Origin of the sequence: Paenibacillus sp. FSL F4-0243 (assembly GCF_037963295.1) — a bacterium.
GTDB lineage: Bacteria > Bacillota > Bacilli > Paenibacillales > Paenibacillaceae > Paenibacillus_AQ.
The window spans coordinates 3,730,127-3,748,473 of the sequence record NZ_CP150151.1; the positions used below are offsets into that span (position 1 = coordinate 3,730,127).

An 18,347-nucleotide genomic window follows, 5' to 3' on the forward strand; every position below is an offset into this window, starting at 1 on the left:
AAAATTTTTGTCTTTATATTTTTGTCTTCATTATACTTTTGATATTCCTGTTTGTTAATTATTTTGTCTTTATTCACATCAAATGTATTTCTTTCAAAAGCAGTTAAGAATACAAAAATATCAGGAAGTTCTAAGTTCTTTATTATGTAAGCAGTAAGTAATTCTTGTGTATCAAAGCTTAAGTCATCTATTGATTATGGTAGAGTCCAGCTAATGTTTCAATTGATTGTGGTGTTTCTAGACCCAACATTTCTCTTTCAGCATCATATTTGGATTCTCGCATATGTTGAACTACTTTCTCTGAAGGAAGTATCACCTTGCCCATTGAACCAAACCTGGATTCATCAATACTTAACTTTTCTTGTAATTTTTGTTCTGGGGTTTTCCATCCACCTGGAGGGTACCAGTTTCCACTATTATCAAATGGCATATATAAAACCCACCCACCTTTTCTATGTATTTACTTTAAAGATATATGGTTGGAGATGAAACTTCAATTTTTTTATCATTAAAAAGCTTGAAAAAATAATGGAGTAACAAGGTATCATTGGTGTCACGTCGGTGAATTCCACTCTTTTAAATTTGGTTTTTCAGCCCATACTAAATTCCTTTCCTTTATCACAATCTTTTCCTTCCTCGTTGAATCTATTTTGACACCTCGTTAAATGCATCATATTCTTACCATTTTAAAATAACAATTCAAACTAAGTATGTCGCTAACTATTGCTTGTCCAAGAGTTTTTTTGGAAGATAAAAGCTTTTTTGGGTTGTTACGGGAGAAGGGTATTAAACTAACTGGCAGAATCGTTTAATGATAGGTTGTTGGTTATTTCAATCATATTAAAAGATAATATAGAATGGGAAATAAAAGTATTGATCGGAGGGACAAACATGTCTGAAATAGAATCTTTTTTTACAAGACCAGGTAATTTGTGTGAAATTGAAGATAGGATTGTCCAGGACATTAATAATGCTGAATCTAATGTGTTTATGGCTGTTGCATTCACTAATAATTCATCTAAAATAATTCAAGCCATTAATAGTAAAAATACTATACATGTAAAAATTGTTGTAAATATAAATAAATCAAATCCAAGCTTTAATACTGGTTACATTGGGAGAATGAAAATAGATGATGGTTGTATGCACAATAAATTTATTATTATCGATAATAAGATCTTATGGACTGGTTCTTTTAACATGACTTCAAATGCAGCTCAAGCGAATTTTGAAAACGCATTAAGAATTACAGAACCTAAAATAATAAACGATTATATTATGGAATTTCATAGAATGTATTTTTTTGCAAAAGCTATTGAAAAGGGAGGAATTAAGTTAGCAAAGAGCTACCAATCATTCACTACTACATGCGAAAAATGTAATCAGGAAATTGGTGATGCAGGTAAGGATTTTAATATTGAAGTAAATTTTTATCATGAATACGAACATGCAAGTGTGACAAATCAGAATTATATTTTTAACCCAACAATTGATGACACATACATAGATCAAAATGTTAAGGACCACGTAGGGGAAATGGTGAAATTAACTAAAGACCGATTTGTTGAAAACTTGGGAAACGATGCACATTTTTTATATGTATCACAAAAATATACTTGTTACTGCAATAGCTGTAAGCCAAATTCAGGCTTGAAGGGATCATGTACAGAATGTGGAGAAACACATTACGAATCAGACATAATAGAAGTAAATGAATTTGATAAAGTAAAATATTTTAGTAAGAAAAATTCCAGAGTTGATTCTATTGAGGAATATCATTTAAAAAATAAATATCCACATTATCCTAATCCAAAGGGCCTCTACTATCGAAAAATATGCCTGAAATGTGTAAATGTTTATTTTGATAAAACATTCGATTGAAATTATCGATAATGTTGTTGACTTAATAAACGCTATAACACCATAGTCACTTTACAGTCATTTGGTATGAGAGGTCATTGAGCTAACGAGGAGCGATAGCTCAATAACGACGCAAAGGCAGCCGTTCAATGAATCGACTCCCTGCATTCAACTACTCCCATGGAAGAACGCAATTACTTCCATAATCTGTGGTGTCGCGTGAGCGACATGCATGGCTAACGGGAAACGTTAGTTCAATGAAAACAGCGACAGTATAGGACTTTATTTTCTCGTACATGGCAGTCGCAGTTTCAATTTCAGGGGTCAGTCTATAACTTATTTTATGGGGTCTGACGGTAAGACAATTCGAAAATCCATGTGGAATATAGAGATCCAGTCTAATACTTTATTTTCTGCTGACATCTGGACATGGTCCAGTATCCCGCGTTCGCTAACGCACTTGGCATTAAGGGCTGCTATTAGCTCTTCTATACCGCCTGTAACGTACGATTGATAAACTGGGTTCACTTAAGCTTCAAACTCGCTCAGACGGTTTGTGGGATTATGATTTTCACTCACCTTACTCACTTATTAGATGCTTTTCAACTCTTTCGGTTCCGAATATTTGTGGTGAGTTCATTTGTAAGAAAAAGATATTAACCTACTAAGCAAAAGGGGAAATCTATCTGATAGCGAATTTATACTTCATAAGTTTTTCATAAAAAATATAAAGGTGGCTTATTATGAAAAAGAATATCCTATCTCAAGAGTTTTATAACGATGCAATATCTCAACGTCTTGTAGAATTTCTTGAGACACAGCTAGAAGATCTGATAGATGCGGATATATATTATCAATATCCAATTATAATGGAAATAAATGAAGATTTATTATTTCCGAGTTTGTTGTTGATTAGTCCAAAACATGGTGTTTTATTGTTTAAATGTAGTGGAGTTAATAGGAATCGTAGAGAAAATGAAATTGAAATATTATCAGAAGAACTTGAAAGGCTTGAGGCGCTTCTCTTTTCAAAATTGATTAAAAGTGTAAACAAAAAAATGAGAAAGGGAAAAAGAGACTTATCTTTTAATTTAGCTTCAGCTCTTTATATACCCAATTTCGAGGATGAATTTGACGAAGATAATTTAGATGTAGAAGTATTACAATCTAATACTGACATTCATAGATTTTTAGAAGATTCAAAAGATGAAAACTTAATTGACGAAGAAGTAATGAGAGAGATTTATTCTATTATTGAAAATTCAACCGCCATTGTTAAACCAAAAGAAAGAAAAGTAGACAATGAGGATAAAACTTCAAAAGCTTATATTTTAAAAATGTTAGAAGAAGAAATCGCAAATTTTGATGAGGAACAAAAGTATGCTGCATTATCACAACTAGATGGACCACAACGTATCAGAGGATTAGCAGGATCAGGAAAAACTATAATTTTATGCATGAAAGCAGCCATTTTACACCTAAAGTATCCAGATAAAAAAATACTGTATACGTTTATGACTAAAAGTTTGTACGATTATATTGAATTATTAATCACAAGGTTTTATAAAGTAATGGGGGATGGGAAATTACCTGATTTCGATAACATACAAATAAAACATGCTTGGGGAGGCAGTAATATTAAAGGTGTTTACTTTGATTGCTGTAGAAGCAATAATATTCATCCAATCAATTTTTCTGATTCATTGGCTTTTGGCGGAAGAAAGGGTGGATTTGATTACATATGTAAACAATTATTACTGCAAACAAATGGATCATTGAAACAAGATTATGATTATGTCTTAATTGATGAAGCACAAGATTTCAAACCTTCTTTTTATCAGATATGCAGGGCTATTGTAAAGAATGATTGTATAGTATGGGGATATGATAATCTTCAAAATATCTTTGATGTTAAGATTCAAAATACTGAAGAAACATTCAGAAATGAATATGGTTCAGCTGGTATCAATCTAGCTAAACTTCAAAGAAACCACCCCGACATGGATAACGATATTGTTCTATCAAAATGTTATCGAAATCCAAGAGAAATTCTGGTTACAGCACATGCCCTTGGATTTGGGATTTACAACAACCTTTTGATACAAAATATGGAGAATAATTCACATTGGGAAGACCATGGTTATATTGTAACTCGGGGGAACTGTATAGAAGGGGATGAAATGGAGATTGTCCGACCAATTAAAAACAGTCCTATGTCCATATCAAAATATCAAAATCAAGATCAAATAATCGAGTTGTATTCTTCGCCAGATATAAAAGATGAATGTAATTGGGTGTGCGATTCAATATATAAAGCAATTCATGAAGATAAATTACGAGCAGACGATATAATTGTCATTTCCCTTGACGATAGATATGCTAAAAGATACATGAAAATAATAAGTGATAGCTTATATGAAAAAGATATAAATAGTAATAATTTATTAGATAGAAATTATCAAAAGGGTTTCATAGAGGATAACTGTGTAACCCTAACAACGGTTTATAAAGCTAAAGGTCACGAAGCCCCCATGGTATTTATTGTTGGTAGCGATGTTCTTCAAGGTGCAAAAGAAGATAGAGGTATGAGGAATCGTGTGTTTACTGCTTTTACCCGCGCTAAGGCATGGTTACGAATAAGCGGTATTGGAATTGCTAACCACTCCATATCAAATGAAATCAATAAAGTTAAAAGCAACGACTTCAAGTTAATTTTCACATATAAACCTGTTCATACTATTGAGAGGGATCTCGACGAGATCAGTATTAAGAAAGCAAAACTTCGAGAAATAGAGAAAGATATAAGAAAAAAAGGAATTTCACCAGATGAATTAATTGATTATCTAAATAATCAAGAGGATATTTCAGCGATTGATGAAGAAGATCAGGGAGATGATGAAGAAGATCAGGGAGATGGTGAAGAATGAATATAGCTAGCATATCTACATCAATTAATCTTGTACCAAAACTCCTTAAAGAATCTGGATTATTTAAAGATTCAAACAAGACAAGAAAATTCACATTAGAATTCGGTAAGTACTCGGAAGAATTTGTTTCAGTTTGTCAATCAGATGATTACGATTCTATTTATAAAGTAGCAATGAAAAATATGGATTACGATTTCCTATTAATGGATGATTCTATTCTTCAATTCTCCTGTACATCTGATACTGATACCCTAGATGAGGGTATCATAAGATATGCATTTTATGAAAATCCACGAACATATAGAACATATGAAGAATTTTTATCTGATTTAGATGCGACATATGAAGAGTGTGGAGATGAATTTCTACAATATTATGAGCAAGAGATTTCAGAGGCAAAACTCAAATCATATGTAACACCAATTAGGTATGATTATAATTATGAATTATATACACCTATTGAACACTCAATATCACATATTCACTTAGGACATAATAATAATGTTAGAGTTGCTACTTCGAAAATTTTAACGCCAGCTAAATTTGTTAGTTTCGTACTAAGAAATGTATATACAAAAAAGTGGATAAATGCTTATCGAAATGATGCGTTTAAAGAAATATGTTTAACTGCTCATCAAACTTGTCATCCAATCAATACTGCTTATTTTACTAGTGAAGAAAAAAAATTACTTCATATTTTCTAATATTATCTTTAATTATCTTCTTTGAAGATAATTTCAAACGCAATTGCTTGTTTGAAGATGAATATGGAAATCAAGGATTTTAAAAAGTAGTAGTGTTTTGGAAGATAACGGTTTGCATGAACAGAACTGCTGCTTTTTATAGATTTGAACTAAGGGAATAAAGGATCCAATAAGTACAATATGAAATAAACTGAATAAACTCATACTGAAGTTGTTAACAACAACGTTAATCGTCCAACTACCTTACAAGTACCCTGATTTATCAACGCACTAGGATAGTTTTACTTATAAAATCGGTTCATCGAGCACTAGGTTTTGTGCTTTGAATGTATGCCTACAATTCTTATTAGTGAAAATACAGAAAAACATTTGCATAATTCAGGAAATATTTGTATGATAATAATATGTCTTTAGGAGACGAGCGGTAGCCCCAGCAAGCTAATAAATTATTGTTAGCTTTTGCAAGCAAGGTCCTTCAAAGACCCGCTTAAGTGAGAACCTATTTTTAAGTGGTGGCATCCGTGGAACTCTCGCGATTAACGCGGGAGTTTTGTTATTTCAATGAAGGGTGGGGTAGTTTAATGCTAGAAAAGACTCTTAGGGAAATGATTGAAAAAGAATGTGATAAACTCGGCCAGAGATATCACGATTTCCATAATTCTATTGAAATGGAATATCAGAGAAATAAAAGAAGAGTTAATAACCCTCCAAATAAAGAAATTAAACCACCCGAATACTGGGAAATAGACAAAAAATTCAACCCTTTTTATGTAAAAAAACACAGTAAACAAATCGCCCATTCATTAGCACATAAACTGGAGTCAGAAACATATACGCCACATCCACCATATATTATGGAAGTTGACAAAAAAGATGGTGGGAAGCGTGAGGTTGCAATATTTCAAATTCCTGATTCTGTTGTTTCGAAATACATATATAAAAGGCTAACGGCAAAAAACCGTCATCGATTTAGTTCAACATCTTATGCTTATAGAGATGATAGAAATGTTCATTTCGCAATCCAGGATATTTCGATAGAGCTTATGAATCATCCACGTGTTTTTGTTGCAGAATTTGATTTCAAAAATTTCTTTGGCTCACTAAATCACGAGTATTTATACTCACAATTAAACAAGAATGGATTTATTATAAATCCATTCGAAAAATATGTAATTTCAAGATTTTTAACATTAGCTGATAGAGGAGTGCCTCAAGGAACGTCAATATCATTATTTCTAGCAAATTTAGCTTGCTGGAGACTAGATAGAAGTCTTGAGGACGAAGGGCTTCGTTTCGCTAGATATGCTGATGATACTGTTATTTGGTCTAATAGTTATGAAAAAATAACAAAAGCATATGATATAATCCATGGGTTTTCTCTAGAAACAGGAATTGAAATCAATTTCAACAAATCTGATGGAATAAGCTTACTATGCCAAAGTGGTATGCCCGCAGAATTCGGGGAAATAAAGTATCACATTAATTTTCTTGGTTATAAATTATCAGGACAAAAAACTAGCATAAAAGAAGTTAAGGTGCTAGAAATAAAAAAACAAATAAGTTATATATTATATAGGAATTTAATTCAACCAATTAAACCTACGATTCTGAAAAACATTATAATACCTAATAACAACGAAGACCCTTCATTTGTTACAGCAATAATGCAAATTAGAAGATATCTTTATGGAAACCTTAATGAACAAAGTATTCGTCTTTATCTGTCAGGTCAATATAATAGGTTGAAATTCAAAGGTTTGATGAGCTTCTATCCTTTAATTAATGATGAAGAGCAATTAGCTGAATTGGATGGTTGGCTAGTTTCAACAATTCTACACGCGACAAAATTAAGAGAGAAAATTCTTTTATCTAAAGGTTATAGAGTTAGTGGTCAGTTCCCTTTTAACCTAAATAAACAAACGATGCTAGATATATGCAAAAAGAAAAAAATAAAAAATAGAGTTGGTATTATTCAAATTCCAAGTTTCACTAGAATTTATCATGCTATCCAACGTGGAATTGAAAATGATGGTATTGAATATACCATGAATCCAAAATCGAATATATATAACTATTAATTTATTAATTTCTAATCGTTGAGATAGTTGAATACAGAGAGTTGGCTTGAGTGATATGTTCATAATTGTAATAGTAGGAGGCAAACTATATGATTAGAAAACCATGTGAACTAGATACCGACTTCCAACGTTCGATGGCGTTCCATCGAGATGTTGAAGTTTGGGTTGATGGACAGTTGGATACTATCGGTAAAATCAAATCGTTTACAGATTTTTCAGTGATGATCGATGAGAATCATTTTATAAGAGAAAATTGTAAATTTATGATGGTGTAAAGGTTTTTTTAACATCATAATTATAATTCGATGTGTTTATGAATTTCTTTTTTACAAGTAGAGGACATGAACATATATTTAATGAAATCTGCGTTGGCTGTAAATTTTTTGTGTATATAAGTTCTTATCCTTTAACCTGGATAAGAACTCTTACCGTTAGCCGTGAACACATGTTTTAGCATCATTAATAAAAAACAAGAAAGGAATAAGGGAAATGGAAGATATGTTTAAGTAGTAGAAAAAATATTAGTAACTAATATAATTACGTAAAATAATAATTTGACGAATATTTATTTTCAAATTTTAATTTTTATTCCAATCCGAGGTGTGCATATGGATAAGCATGTTAAGCTTAAATACATACAACGAATTGATGAAAAGCTACTGAAGTTACCATGGTTTGTTACTGAATATATTGATAGCCGAAAGCGGAAATTGTCTCACACTACACTGTTAAATTACTGCCATGACTTCATTATTTTTTTTGATTGGATGGTAAGTGAAAATCTCTCTGCAGATATAAGGGCAAATGTAAGCTTGACACACCTTGATTCTTTGACAGTACGAGAAGTAGAAAATTTCCTCACTTTTCTGGAATACAAGTTAGGCAATTCTAAAGTTACAATAAATCGTAAGCTTTCCTCCCTAAAGTCGTTGTTTGATTATCTTCAGAACAAAGCAGAAACTCCAGATTTGAAGCCGTATTTGCAGCGAAATGTAATGGCAAAAATGGAATTGAATACAGTTAAAGAAAGCCAAGAAACGATCGCCAACCGGATCGAAGGCAAAATACTTCGGGATGACGATTTTGAATCTTTCCGAAGATTTATTGCACATGATTATGGAGAAATTTTCAAAACAAATAAACGAATCCATAATTTCCACCAATTTAATCGTGAACGGGATACAGCGATTGTATCTTTAATTCTTGGTTCTGGTCTTCGGTTATCTGAAGTTGTAGGATGTAATCTTGATGATCTTGATCTTCTAAAAGGCCTGGTGAGAGTAATACGAAAGGGCAACAAAGAGCAATACGTGTATTTTAGTGAGCAGGCATTAATGGATTTAAGCAATTATCTTGAAGTTAGAGAATCACGTTATAAACCAGATAAATCAGCATCATTCTTATTTATGGCTGCACCGGTTGGACGTAAAGGAACTAATCGCCGTTTAAATCAAAGATCTATTGAGAAGCTTGTTGAAAAATACGCAATGGCTTATGGAAAGCCGGCCTTATCCGTGCATGCGTTAAGGCACTCATTTGCAACTCGATATCATAAGGAGAATAATGATGTACCTAGATTAAGGAATCAATTAGGACATTCATCTATTCAAACCACAATGATTTATACACATTTAACTGACGAAGAGATGCGAATAGCAGTTAATAAAATGGACCAATTATAAATACTGAATAGTATAGATTTGATGACACAAAGTTCCCTACATGATAGGAGTAAATGACACAAACTTTCCTACCTGCTAGGAGATATGACACAAAGTTCCCTACTCGCTAAGAGAGATGACACAAAGTTCCCTTCTTGATAGGTGAAATACCTGCTTAACTTGAAATGAAATACATTACACTATATAAAATTCCTAAGTTTCTTACTTAAACAGCGGATAGTAGGGGACTTTGTGTCAAAAAGGTAGGGGACTTTGTGTCAATCAACACGATTTTGATGAAAATTGGAACCAAACAGGGCCTTTTCCAACTCATAGACATATGTACAAAATACGGGTTTTGTGAGGAAGTAGTATATAAATTAATGTAGCAAGCCAATTTAAACCATACTAAAGCCAATTAGCTGTCCATAATTGATATCTATACAATATTCAAAATTGTTCATAATAGCTTCCCTTTCATGAACAATCGAATCTCTTTTTAGAAATTGATATGTCTCTAACGAGTATTAAACTTTAAAGTGTATCAGAATCTCGGATTAAACTCTGTGTGGTTATATTTAATATGTTTATTGTTGATTGTTCTTTACGTACCTCTTAAATAAAAAATCTAAATATTACCATTAATTAACTTATATCAGTATCTTCATACACGTCAGTCTTATAGCTTCAATTTTAAAACATTTCTTTAGCTATCCTTAATTGTCTTTCCCGTTCTTTAGTGGCAGCCTCGGCCACTGAAAAATCATTGGATATGTTTACCATTTTAACGGCATAGTCACTGCTTACCATAGCGTGTCCTCTCATATGTCCAGTTGCATTGGCTTGTTCAAAAGAACGAGCAGCATACTTACTTGCTTCGGTTGTGGACTTTTTCGCTAATTCATTCACTATGAATCCAACTTTTCTTAAGTCAAAGGCTCTGATACCACCAGCTATACGTTTTTCTAGCGTTTCTATCCCTAAATCAATGCGCGGGTCATTTATAAGATGTTGATCCAGATGATCCAGGTGTTCAACAGCAACGCTCAAAGCCCATTTGGCCAGGAACTTCTGCGGTAATTTTTCAAGTGTCTCTTCAAGTTGATTTCTTAATTCATTATTGTCTACAATCTTTATCTTAGGACTACTGTAAGTAAATTCGTTAGTTGATTTTATTTGCTGCTCATGTTTATTCCATGCATATTCCTCAATGTTCAAACGATCTCTCCCCCATTACAGCACGGCACTCTTTAATTGCTTCAGATCTTCTTTCATAAAAAGCGTGTACCACACTGAAAAAATGTAAATTAGCCAGATTCTACGCGAATAATCACCTTTATTACTCCGATGCTGGATAAACATTTCTTCGATGATATTCATATTGAATATTTCTTCAATACCACTATAGCGTATTTGCTCAAACATTATATCTGAAATCGGGGTCTTAAGCCAATCACGAATCGGTACGGGAAATCCTAATTTCGGGCGATTCACAATAGTATCAGGAACAATTCCTTCCATAGCTTTACGCAAAGCGAGTTTTGTTGTATTCTTGCCAATCCGATTGGAGACTGGAATTTTACTAGCCGTTTCGAAAACCTCTTTATCTAAAAACGGGACTCTTAATTCCAATGAATGTGCCATAGACAGCTTATCTGCTTTTGACAAAATATCGCCAGGCAACCAAAAATTCATATCAATAAACTGCATTCTTGTCGTAGGATCTAGGTGCACTGTCTTATCATAAAAAGGCTTAACGATATCCGTGGGATGTAAAAAGCTGTTTTGAGCGTGTACCGATTCGTGGAGCAAGTTCATCTTTCCGCTTTTGTTAAAGATATTAGCATTACCGAAAAAGCGTTCCTCTAAAGGTGTCAGCCCCCGAAGTAAATAGTTTTTCCCATAAAAATGATATGGATATATAGACAATGATTTTCGTAACGAATCCTTTATGAAATTGGGCATCCATGAAATGGGTCTTAATGCATCTGGCTCTCTATAGATCCGGTATCCTCCGAATAATTCATCAGCGCCTTCCCCTGATAGGACAACAGTGACATGATCTTTTGCAAGCTGATTTAGATGATAAAGAGCAATGGCGGAAGGATCCGCGACAGGCTCATCAAGATGCCATACCGTTTTCGGAATACTCTCAAAAAAGTCTTCTGTAGATAAAATGTGAAAATAATGATCCGTTCCCAGTTTAGCTGCCGTTTGATTTGCAATGATGGTTTCATTGTTTACCCCTTCAAATCCAATCGAAAAGGTCTTTGTGGATTCTTCTGCTTTCATCATTGCAGCTATAGCTGTGGAGTCAATTCCACTGGACAAAAAACACCCTCTATTCACATCACTTTGTAAATGAAGGTTTACAGACTCTTTCAATTTCCACTGAATTTCTTCCGCATATTCTGCTAAAGATCGTTTTACCGGATGAAAATGGGGTTCCCAATATTTCTCGATCTTCATTTCACCTTCAGCGTTAACAAATACTCGCTCTGCAGGTCCTAATTTATGAATATGTTCAAACATCGTATCGGGTTGCGGCACATACTGAAAAGTTAAGTAGCTAAATAAACTTTGATACTGAAGCTTTCTTGGTACTCCGTGAACTGCAAGAATGCTTTTAATTTCCGAAGCAAATAAAAGGTTATTCTCATCTTTGTAATAATAAAAAGGCTTGATGCCAAAATGATCTCTGGCAGCAAAAAGCGTCTGTTCCTTAACATCCCAAATCGCAAAACTAAACATTCCTCGTAAATGATGGACACAGTCCTTACCGTATTCCTCATATAAATGCACAATGACTTCTGTATCTGATTGCGTTTGAAAGTGATGTCCCTTTAACTTAAGCTGATCTCGTAGTGTTTTATAATTATAGATTTCACCATTAAAAACAATCCAAAGGGAACGATCTTCATTCGTCATCGGTTGATTTCCATCACGTAAATCTATAACGGATAACCTACGAAAACCGAGCCCAATTCGAGAATCAAGCCATACGCCTTCATGATTAGGACCTCGGTGATTCATTGCACCTGTCATTTGTTTTAAGGTTTCCTCTTGCGGTTGTTGTCCATTACATTTTAAGATTCCTGCTATTCCGCACATGCTATTGTAGTCCTTCCTATAGTAAAGATTAGGATATAGAGTGCCCACAATTGCGTTGATCAATCATCTTTTTTTAGAAACACGCTGGTGAATCGTACTTTAATCCAAAAGAAAACGTCAAATGATTCACTATATGAATCGTTCGACGTTTTCTCATTCACTCTTTTTTTATTTCACTCATGAAGCTTCTGAAATTCTCCACGATTTCTTTCGATTTAGTATGGTGTAAATAATGATCGCCTTCAAACATCATCATCTTCCCATGCAAGGAATCTTTGATCTGTTCTTCATGTAAAGCTGCCCAGCCCTCAACATCCGAATTATCTTTTACTAAGAAGAACATCACGGGAAGTTCTTTAGGGAACTTTAAATTCTCTGCGGCTTTGAAATTGCTTGAGAAATGCTCTGCTTCGCTGATGATATTTGGATTCATCATGTTTTTAAGCGAAAGCATTCTATTTTGCTCTTTCGTTTCATCATCAACATCGGGTGCAATGATTTGATCAGGCGAGAGTTTAACCAGCATTCTGTAGAAACCTGATTGTTTAAGTGATTTTAAGGCTGCTGTTGGAAGTTCATCGCCGGCTCCTTGTGCCGGAACACTGCTGTCGATCCCTACGAATGCACTAACTTCGTTTTTGTATTTGTTTACAAAGTCTAGAGCATAAATTCCGGATATGGAGTGTCCCATCAGAATATAACGGTCTATATTTAATTGTTGTAAACTTTCATGTAACTCACTCACTATATTTTCAGTACTTCGTTCTTTTTCGGTGATGTCACTTAATCCATAGCCAAATGGCTCAATCACAACCACTTTGTAAAATGGAGATAACTCGTCTACAAGCGGCTTAAAATCAATACCCGGCGCTGCAGTTCCATATCCTGGTAATAACACTACCGTCTCTTCACCATTTCCATGAATCGTGACGTTCATGTTTTTTCCATCTACAGGTACAAACTGACCATAGGGTTCAATTTTTCCTTTCTCGATTTTATTGCAGATCACATTAACAGTAAAAACAATGGCTAGAAAAAGCGCTATGGCTATGACTATAACTCCTATTGCTTTCAGTAAAAAGAAAAATGTCTTTTTCATCATGTAATTCCCGCTCCCCACATATTTATATCTTCTCTTCTGTCCATTTCATTCTAACAATAAAGTCTTAGATCCTGTGAAACACAAGTTTAAGTGAACCTTAACTTTCAGCATCAGCTAACGAAATCAAATTAAGCTTCCGTTAAGATAACTTTTATAAATATGATTCCACTTTCGTCCATTTGATATCATAAAAAAACACCTTTAGATATTCGCTGATTAGCCCATAAGACATTCAACGATATTCTAAAGGTGTAAATTCACTTCATTAGCTAAATATTAGTTCAAAGTTTCTTTACGCGATAAACGAATTTTTTCAGGCGTAACATCATTTCCCTCAGGATCTACAATCGTTACTCCCGATAGACTGTTACGAACTTGTCCACGAATTTCACGCAGATAATCTTCACGCAAAGCGATCTGTTCCACCCATTCACTTTTTGTCAGACCTTCTTCACGTTCTTTCCTGGCTAGTTCATTAATACGAGTCAAACTGGTAATCATCTATGTTCCTCTTTTCTAAGTTTTGATTAGCTTGCTAATAAATTTACAACCATCTGTTTCATAAGCCTTCTTAATAATAAACGTTCTTCGGGTAAAATTCCTGTTAATAATTTATCCAATTGCTTATTCCATATACGTTCCACAGGTTCACAAAGATTACGTCCGGCTGGAGTTAGATACACTCGGCTTACTCTGCCATCTTCAGGATCTTTTTTTCGAACAACAAACCCATGACTCTCAAGTGATTTCACCATATTCGTAATAGTTGGAGGCTCACAATTCAGACTTTCGCTTAACTGGATCTGTGTCATTCCATCTGATCTCCATAACCGGCATAATAACTGTTCTTGGCCCACATGAAGATTAAATTCTCTAAGCAATGCTGCATAATCTCTACGCATTTCCGCTGAAATTCTATCCAGTAGTTCTCTTATCTCATCTTCAATCACAGCTTTTTCCCCCGAACCACCTTACAAATTAATTAGCATGCTAATTATATCATGTTTTTAAGAGGATTTCAAAGGTGGACGATTTTTAGATATCACCCACCAACGAATCCTCTTTAGGTTGGTACTTCATCATATGGAAATGGTCTTCAATTACTGTTTCTCGGGAGTCTCACTTCAAAGATTGTCCGCACCACACTGCTTTGCGCAGATACGGTTCCATTATGCTGCTCTACTATATTTTTAGTAATAAACAAGCCAAGTCCCGTACTTCCTGTTGGATGTGTTCGTGCACGATCACCCGTGTAAAACATATCAAAAATTCGTGGCAGCTCTTCCGGCTCAATACAATTCCCATAGTTAATTACTTCAACGACTACCTCGTTAGCGTCCAAGTAACCGTGAATATCAATAAATTGACCATCGTTTCCGTATCGGGCCGCATTCGTAAGAAGGTTCTCAAATACACGAGCTAACAATTCCCCGTCACCGTAAATCATCAGAGGTTGTGTCATATCCAATCTGGAGGTTAGGCCATTTTTCTCAAAGACTGGATATAATTCTTCATTTAATTGTAAGAGAAGCTCACTGAGATCAATCGAGGATTTCTCAAGCTTAAGCTTGCCGTAATTCATTCTTGTAATTTCAAACAGCTCATCAATCAATTTTTCTAAACGTTGAGATTTAGTATAAGCAATCGTCGTATAATGCCTGGTCTGTTCAGGGGTTAATTGATTGTCTTTCAAAATAAAATCCAAATAGCCGATAACCGAGGTTAGGGGTGTACGTAAATCATGCGCCAGGTTCAACACGAGTTGATCTTTACTGCTCTCGGCAATGTCTCCCCGCTCAATGGCTTCTTGCATATTCTCAATGGCTAGATTGAGATCATGACCAATCATTCCAAATTCATCTTTGGAGGGTATATCTACTCGTTCAGAGAAATCACCTGACGCTAGTTGATGAATCCCCTTTGAGATTTCTTTGAAGTATTTTGCATACGGCTTAGTGAATAAGAAGAAAAATAGAATGGCTAGTGGTATAAAGATAATTAAAAATGTATTCACATCTCCAATATCTCTTATTACATAGCGAACTTTGGTTAGTGGATTCTCAAATTTCACCTCAGAGTGATAATATCGCTGGAGCGCCTTATAGATTAAAAAGGTTATCCCACCGGATACTAGCATACTGGCCATCAGCAGCATAATCATTTTTGTACGAAAACTATAAATCATTTTAGGCATTAGATGTATACCCTTCCCCTACAGTATTTATCTTTGTAGTGATAATGGTATATGAATTCAATCTAAATCTCAAATTATTAACATCAGAGATCCTTCTTCTCAAAAATCCGCAAAGAAATGAGATAAGAACAGCTGAGTAAAAACACGTAAGCAAGTCCTAGTATGATATAAGGAATAAAGTTAGACTTCACTCCAGAGCTATGCCAGTTCTCTAGGTCAGGAAACCATTGAAGCAAGCTGCCGATCACGTTCGGACCAACCATTATAATCATCATAAATACGAGATTAACCACTTGCGTTCCTTTAGCCCCTAACCAGTAATGAATCGGTAAATAAAGCATAGCGAGGAGTGGGAAAATAGATATCGCAATACCAACCTCTTGCCAAAAATGAGGGGTTACCTCTTTACCTGTCATGATAATCAGGAGATAGGTAAAAGCAGTTGCTGCCAGCCCAACAAGCGCATACGGAAGGATTGAGAAGTATTTGGCACGGACAAGCTCTTGTCTCCGCACAGGGAGATTAACGAGAAACCGTTGCGTCAGCTGCTGAGTATCCATAGAACAGGAGCTTATCAACAACAGCATGGGTGGCATTACCGTAAATAAACTGAAGCTATGATAGTTCGAGTAAGCGATAAAAATAAAGAAAGGGATAAGCAGCATCAGAAATTTACGCAAAAGAATGAAGTCTTTTTGAATAAGATAAAATGAATGATACACTATAAGTCCTCCTTAGCTTATAACTCTTCCCTGCTAAACAATCGTAGTGAAATCTTATATGAGAAGTACAAGATGAATAGATAAACAATCCCTATCAAACCTATCTGCACCAGATGATCTTGCAGCTTTAAATGGGTTATTTTTGAGAAAACTGATGAATGTGAGAGTGAAGATCCAGCGTTTATGGTGGTTATCGTTATAACTACATTAAAAAAGATATTGAAGTAATAGTTTTTGTATCCAAGCCAATAATGAATCGGCAGATAAATAGACGCAGTCAAAGGAATCATAAATAACGTTAAAGATACCCCTATCCAATACACTGGGCTAATGGAATATCCAAATGAAAAGGAAATTAGAAACAAAGCAAAAGAGCAAACCAAACCGATGAAACTATAAGGAATCAGTGATAAGTATTTAGCCAAAACAATCTCTTGCCGACTTACTGGCAGTCCTATAACAAACTTTGTATTGTTATTCTGCGCATCCATTGAACAGGAGTATACGAGCAGTAGTAAAGATTGAAAGGTAGCAAACATACTGGAGCTATCCAATTGTACATATGCAACAAACAAAATACTCAAGAGAAATAAAGGAATGAAATTCCGCAGGAGAATAATGTCTTTCCGAATTAACAGCAAGAGATTAAACATACAAAGCGTTTCCCTTTACCGTAAAATACATGATTTCTTCCAGAGTAGGTGTCTCGCATATGGCATGATCTCTAAAGAATCGTTCGCACTCAGAGCGATTGTTCAGAAGACCCTCGAAACCAACTTCCGTCTCTCTAAGCCCGATGAACCATTTCCGCACATCCCGATCAAGCAACTCCTTGTTGCCTTTTACCAGCATATATTTATTAGGGAGAGATTCTTTCATCTCATTAAAAACTAACCTCCCCTCATTCACAAAAACAATATAATCCGCTATCCGGTCTAAATCAGTCGTGTTATGCGTGGAGAAAAGAATAGATTTCTTCTCATCCTGGATATGCTCACTAAGCAGATCAAGCAGTTCTCTTCGGAATATGGGATCAAGACCTGCAGTAGGTTCGTCCATGATGAGCAGGTCTGCACCGTGCGATAAAGCAATGGCGAGCGAATACTTCATTTTCATCCCTTTGGAGAGCTCCTTAATCTTTTTCCGCGGGGAAAGCTTAAACATCTCTATGTATTTCCTATAAGTCTCTTTATCCCACTGACTATAAAAGGGAGCAATCATCTTACTCATCTGATCGATGGTTAATTGCTCGTAAAAGTGATTCTCATCGGAAACATACCCAATTCGATCTTTGTACTTTGCATTTTTTATGGACGTTTCTTTGCCAAAAATCTCGATATTTCCTTGGTCCGGTTGTACCATACCCATCATCATTTTAATTAAAGTTGTTTTCCCTGCCCCATTGGGTCCAATTAGCCCCGTTATATACCCTTCCTTAATACCGAACGTAAGTTCGCATAGGCTAAAATGGCCATATTTTTTAGATATTTGATTCAATTGAATGACATCGTTCATTCTGTCTCCTCCTCATACAGCAGTTTCAACATCTCACTGAACTCAGCAAAATCAATCCCTAACATTTTACTCTCGTCGATAATCTCCTTCATCTTATTCTCCATGATCCGTAGCCGCTGCTCACGAATAAACTCCTGATCTGCACCAGAAACAAAGGAGCCTTTTCCCACAATGGAATTGATAAGCCCTTCTCTCTCCAGTTCTTCGTAAGCTCTTTTTGTTGTAATTACGCTAATCTGCAGCTCTTTGGCTAACAGTCGAATAGAAGGTAAAGGCGTACCTGAGACTAACTCTCCTTGCAGGATCATCTGGCGGATCTGACTTACAATCTGTGCATAGATGGGTTCACCGGAAGTGTTGGATATCAATATGTTCATGAACTCGTGCCCTCACTCCTAGTTTATGTGTATTCAATGTATATATGTAATATATACACTATACTCATTGTTGTCAATGATCTTTCAAATCCACAC

17 protein-coding genes are annotated in these 18,347 nt (G+C 34.9%); 6 read left to right on the top strand and 11 right to left on the bottom strand.

What is annotated here, in order from left to right; genetic code table 11:
* Positions 1-187: 187 nt before the first annotated feature.
* On the bottom strand, positions 188-430 hold the full coding sequence (locus NSS87_RS16340) for a hypothetical protein (protein WP_339241291.1): 243 nt from the start codon (positions 428-430) through the stop codon (positions 188-190).
* Between the two features lie 461 nt (positions 431-891).
* Here NSS87_RS16340 and NSS87_RS16345 point away from each other — a divergent pair, with 461 nt between their 5' ends.
* From NSS87_RS16345 to xerS, 6 genes are all read left to right on the top strand, one after another.
* A complete protein-coding gene (locus tag NSS87_RS16345; RefSeq protein ID WP_339241293.1) occupies positions 892-1,881 on the top strand; it encodes a phospholipase D-like domain-containing protein in 990 nt (329 codons plus the stop codon).
* Between the two features lie 722 nt (positions 1,882-2,603).
* On the top strand, positions 2,604-4,787 hold the full coding sequence (locus tag NSS87_RS16350) for an ATP-binding domain-containing protein (protein WP_339241295.1): 2,184 nt from the start codon (positions 2,604-2,606) through the stop codon (positions 4,785-4,787).
* Positions 4,784-5,491 carry a DUF2290 domain-containing protein gene (locus tag NSS87_RS16355; protein ID WP_339241298.1) on the top strand — a complete coding sequence of 236 codons (708 nt, stop codon included), beginning with the start codon at positions 4,784-4,786 and terminating at the stop codon, positions 5,489-5,491. Before NSS87_RS16350 ends, NSS87_RS16355 begins: the two co-directional genes overlap by 4 nt.
* Before the next feature lie 581 nt (positions 5,492-6,072).
* The gene (locus NSS87_RS16360) at positions 6,073-7,569 is read left to right on the top strand and encodes a reverse transcriptase domain-containing protein (RefSeq protein WP_339241300.1); all 1,497 of its coding nucleotides are present in this window, start codon (positions 6,073-6,075) and stop codon (positions 7,567-7,569) included.
* Positions 7,570-7,658: 89 nt separating this feature from the next.
* Entirely contained in the window at positions 7,659-7,844 is a 186-nt protein-coding gene (locus NSS87_RS16365; protein ID WP_339241303.1) for a hypothetical protein, read from the top strand.
* A gap of 333 nt (positions 7,845-8,177) precedes the next feature.
* Positions 8,178-9,251 (top strand): tyrosine recombinase XerS, encoded by a 1,074-nt coding sequence (gene xerS, locus NSS87_RS16370; RefSeq protein WP_339241305.1) that lies wholly within the window; start codon positions 8,178-8,180, stop codon positions 9,249-9,251.
* 672 nt (positions 9,252-9,923) lie between these two features.
* Here xerS and NSS87_RS16375 read toward each other — a convergent pair.
* The 10 genes from NSS87_RS16375 to NSS87_RS16420 form a co-directional block, all read right to left on the bottom strand.
* Entirely contained in the window at positions 9,924-10,448 is a 525-nt protein-coding gene (locus NSS87_RS16375; protein ID WP_339241307.1) for a putative immunity protein, read from the bottom strand.
* Positions 10,449-10,463: 15 nt separating this feature from the next.
* Positions 10,464-12,341 carry an asparagine synthase (glutamine-hydrolyzing) gene (gene asnB, locus NSS87_RS16380; RefSeq protein WP_339241309.1) on the bottom strand — a complete coding sequence of 626 codons (1,878 nt, stop codon included), beginning with the start codon at positions 12,339-12,341 and terminating at the stop codon, positions 10,464-10,466.
* Positions 12,342-12,498: 157 nt separating this feature from the next.
* Complete coding sequence (locus NSS87_RS16385) at positions 12,499-13,443, bottom strand: alpha/beta hydrolase (protein WP_339241311.1); 945 nt, start codon at positions 13,441-13,443, stop codon at positions 12,499-12,501.
* Between the two features lie 276 nt (positions 13,444-13,719).
* Entirely contained in the window at positions 13,720-13,944 is a 225-nt protein-coding gene (locus NSS87_RS16390) for a DUF896 domain-containing protein (protein ID WP_042188496.1), read from the bottom strand.
* Positions 13,945-13,970: 26 nt separating this feature from the next.
* Entirely contained in the window at positions 13,971-14,393 is a 423-nt protein-coding gene (locus tag NSS87_RS16395; protein WP_339241315.1) for a MarR family transcriptional regulator, read from the bottom strand.
* A 146-nt stretch (positions 14,394-14,539) separates the two neighbouring features.
* Positions 14,540-15,637 carry a HAMP domain-containing sensor histidine kinase gene (locus tag NSS87_RS16400; protein WP_042188498.1) on the bottom strand — a complete coding sequence of 366 codons (1,098 nt, stop codon included), beginning with the start codon at positions 15,635-15,637 and terminating at the stop codon, positions 14,540-14,542.
* An 83-nt stretch (positions 15,638-15,720) separates the two neighbouring features.
* On the bottom strand, positions 15,721-16,359 hold the full coding sequence (locus NSS87_RS16405; protein WP_042188500.1) for an ABC-2 transporter permease: 639 nt from the start codon (positions 16,357-16,359) through the stop codon (positions 15,721-15,723).
* 17 nt (positions 16,360-16,376) lie between these two features.
* Positions 16,377-17,012 (bottom strand): ABC-2 transporter permease, encoded by a 636-nt coding sequence (locus tag NSS87_RS16410; RefSeq protein WP_042188502.1) that lies wholly within the window; start codon positions 17,010-17,012, stop codon positions 16,377-16,379.
* Positions 17,005-17,874: an ABC transporter ATP-binding protein gene (locus tag NSS87_RS16415; protein WP_042188504.1), complete on the bottom strand. Its 870-nt coding sequence runs from the start codon at positions 17,872-17,874 to the stop codon at positions 17,005-17,007. The genes NSS87_RS16410 and NSS87_RS16415 overlap by 8 nt, the downstream gene beginning before the upstream one ends.
* Positions 17,871-18,251 carry a GntR family transcriptional regulator gene (locus tag NSS87_RS16420; protein ID WP_042188506.1) on the bottom strand — a complete coding sequence of 127 codons (381 nt, stop codon included), beginning with the start codon at positions 18,249-18,251 and terminating at the stop codon, positions 17,871-17,873. The genes NSS87_RS16415 and NSS87_RS16420 overlap by 4 nt, the downstream gene beginning before the upstream one ends.
* Between the last annotated feature and the right edge of the window lie 96 nt (positions 18,252-18,347).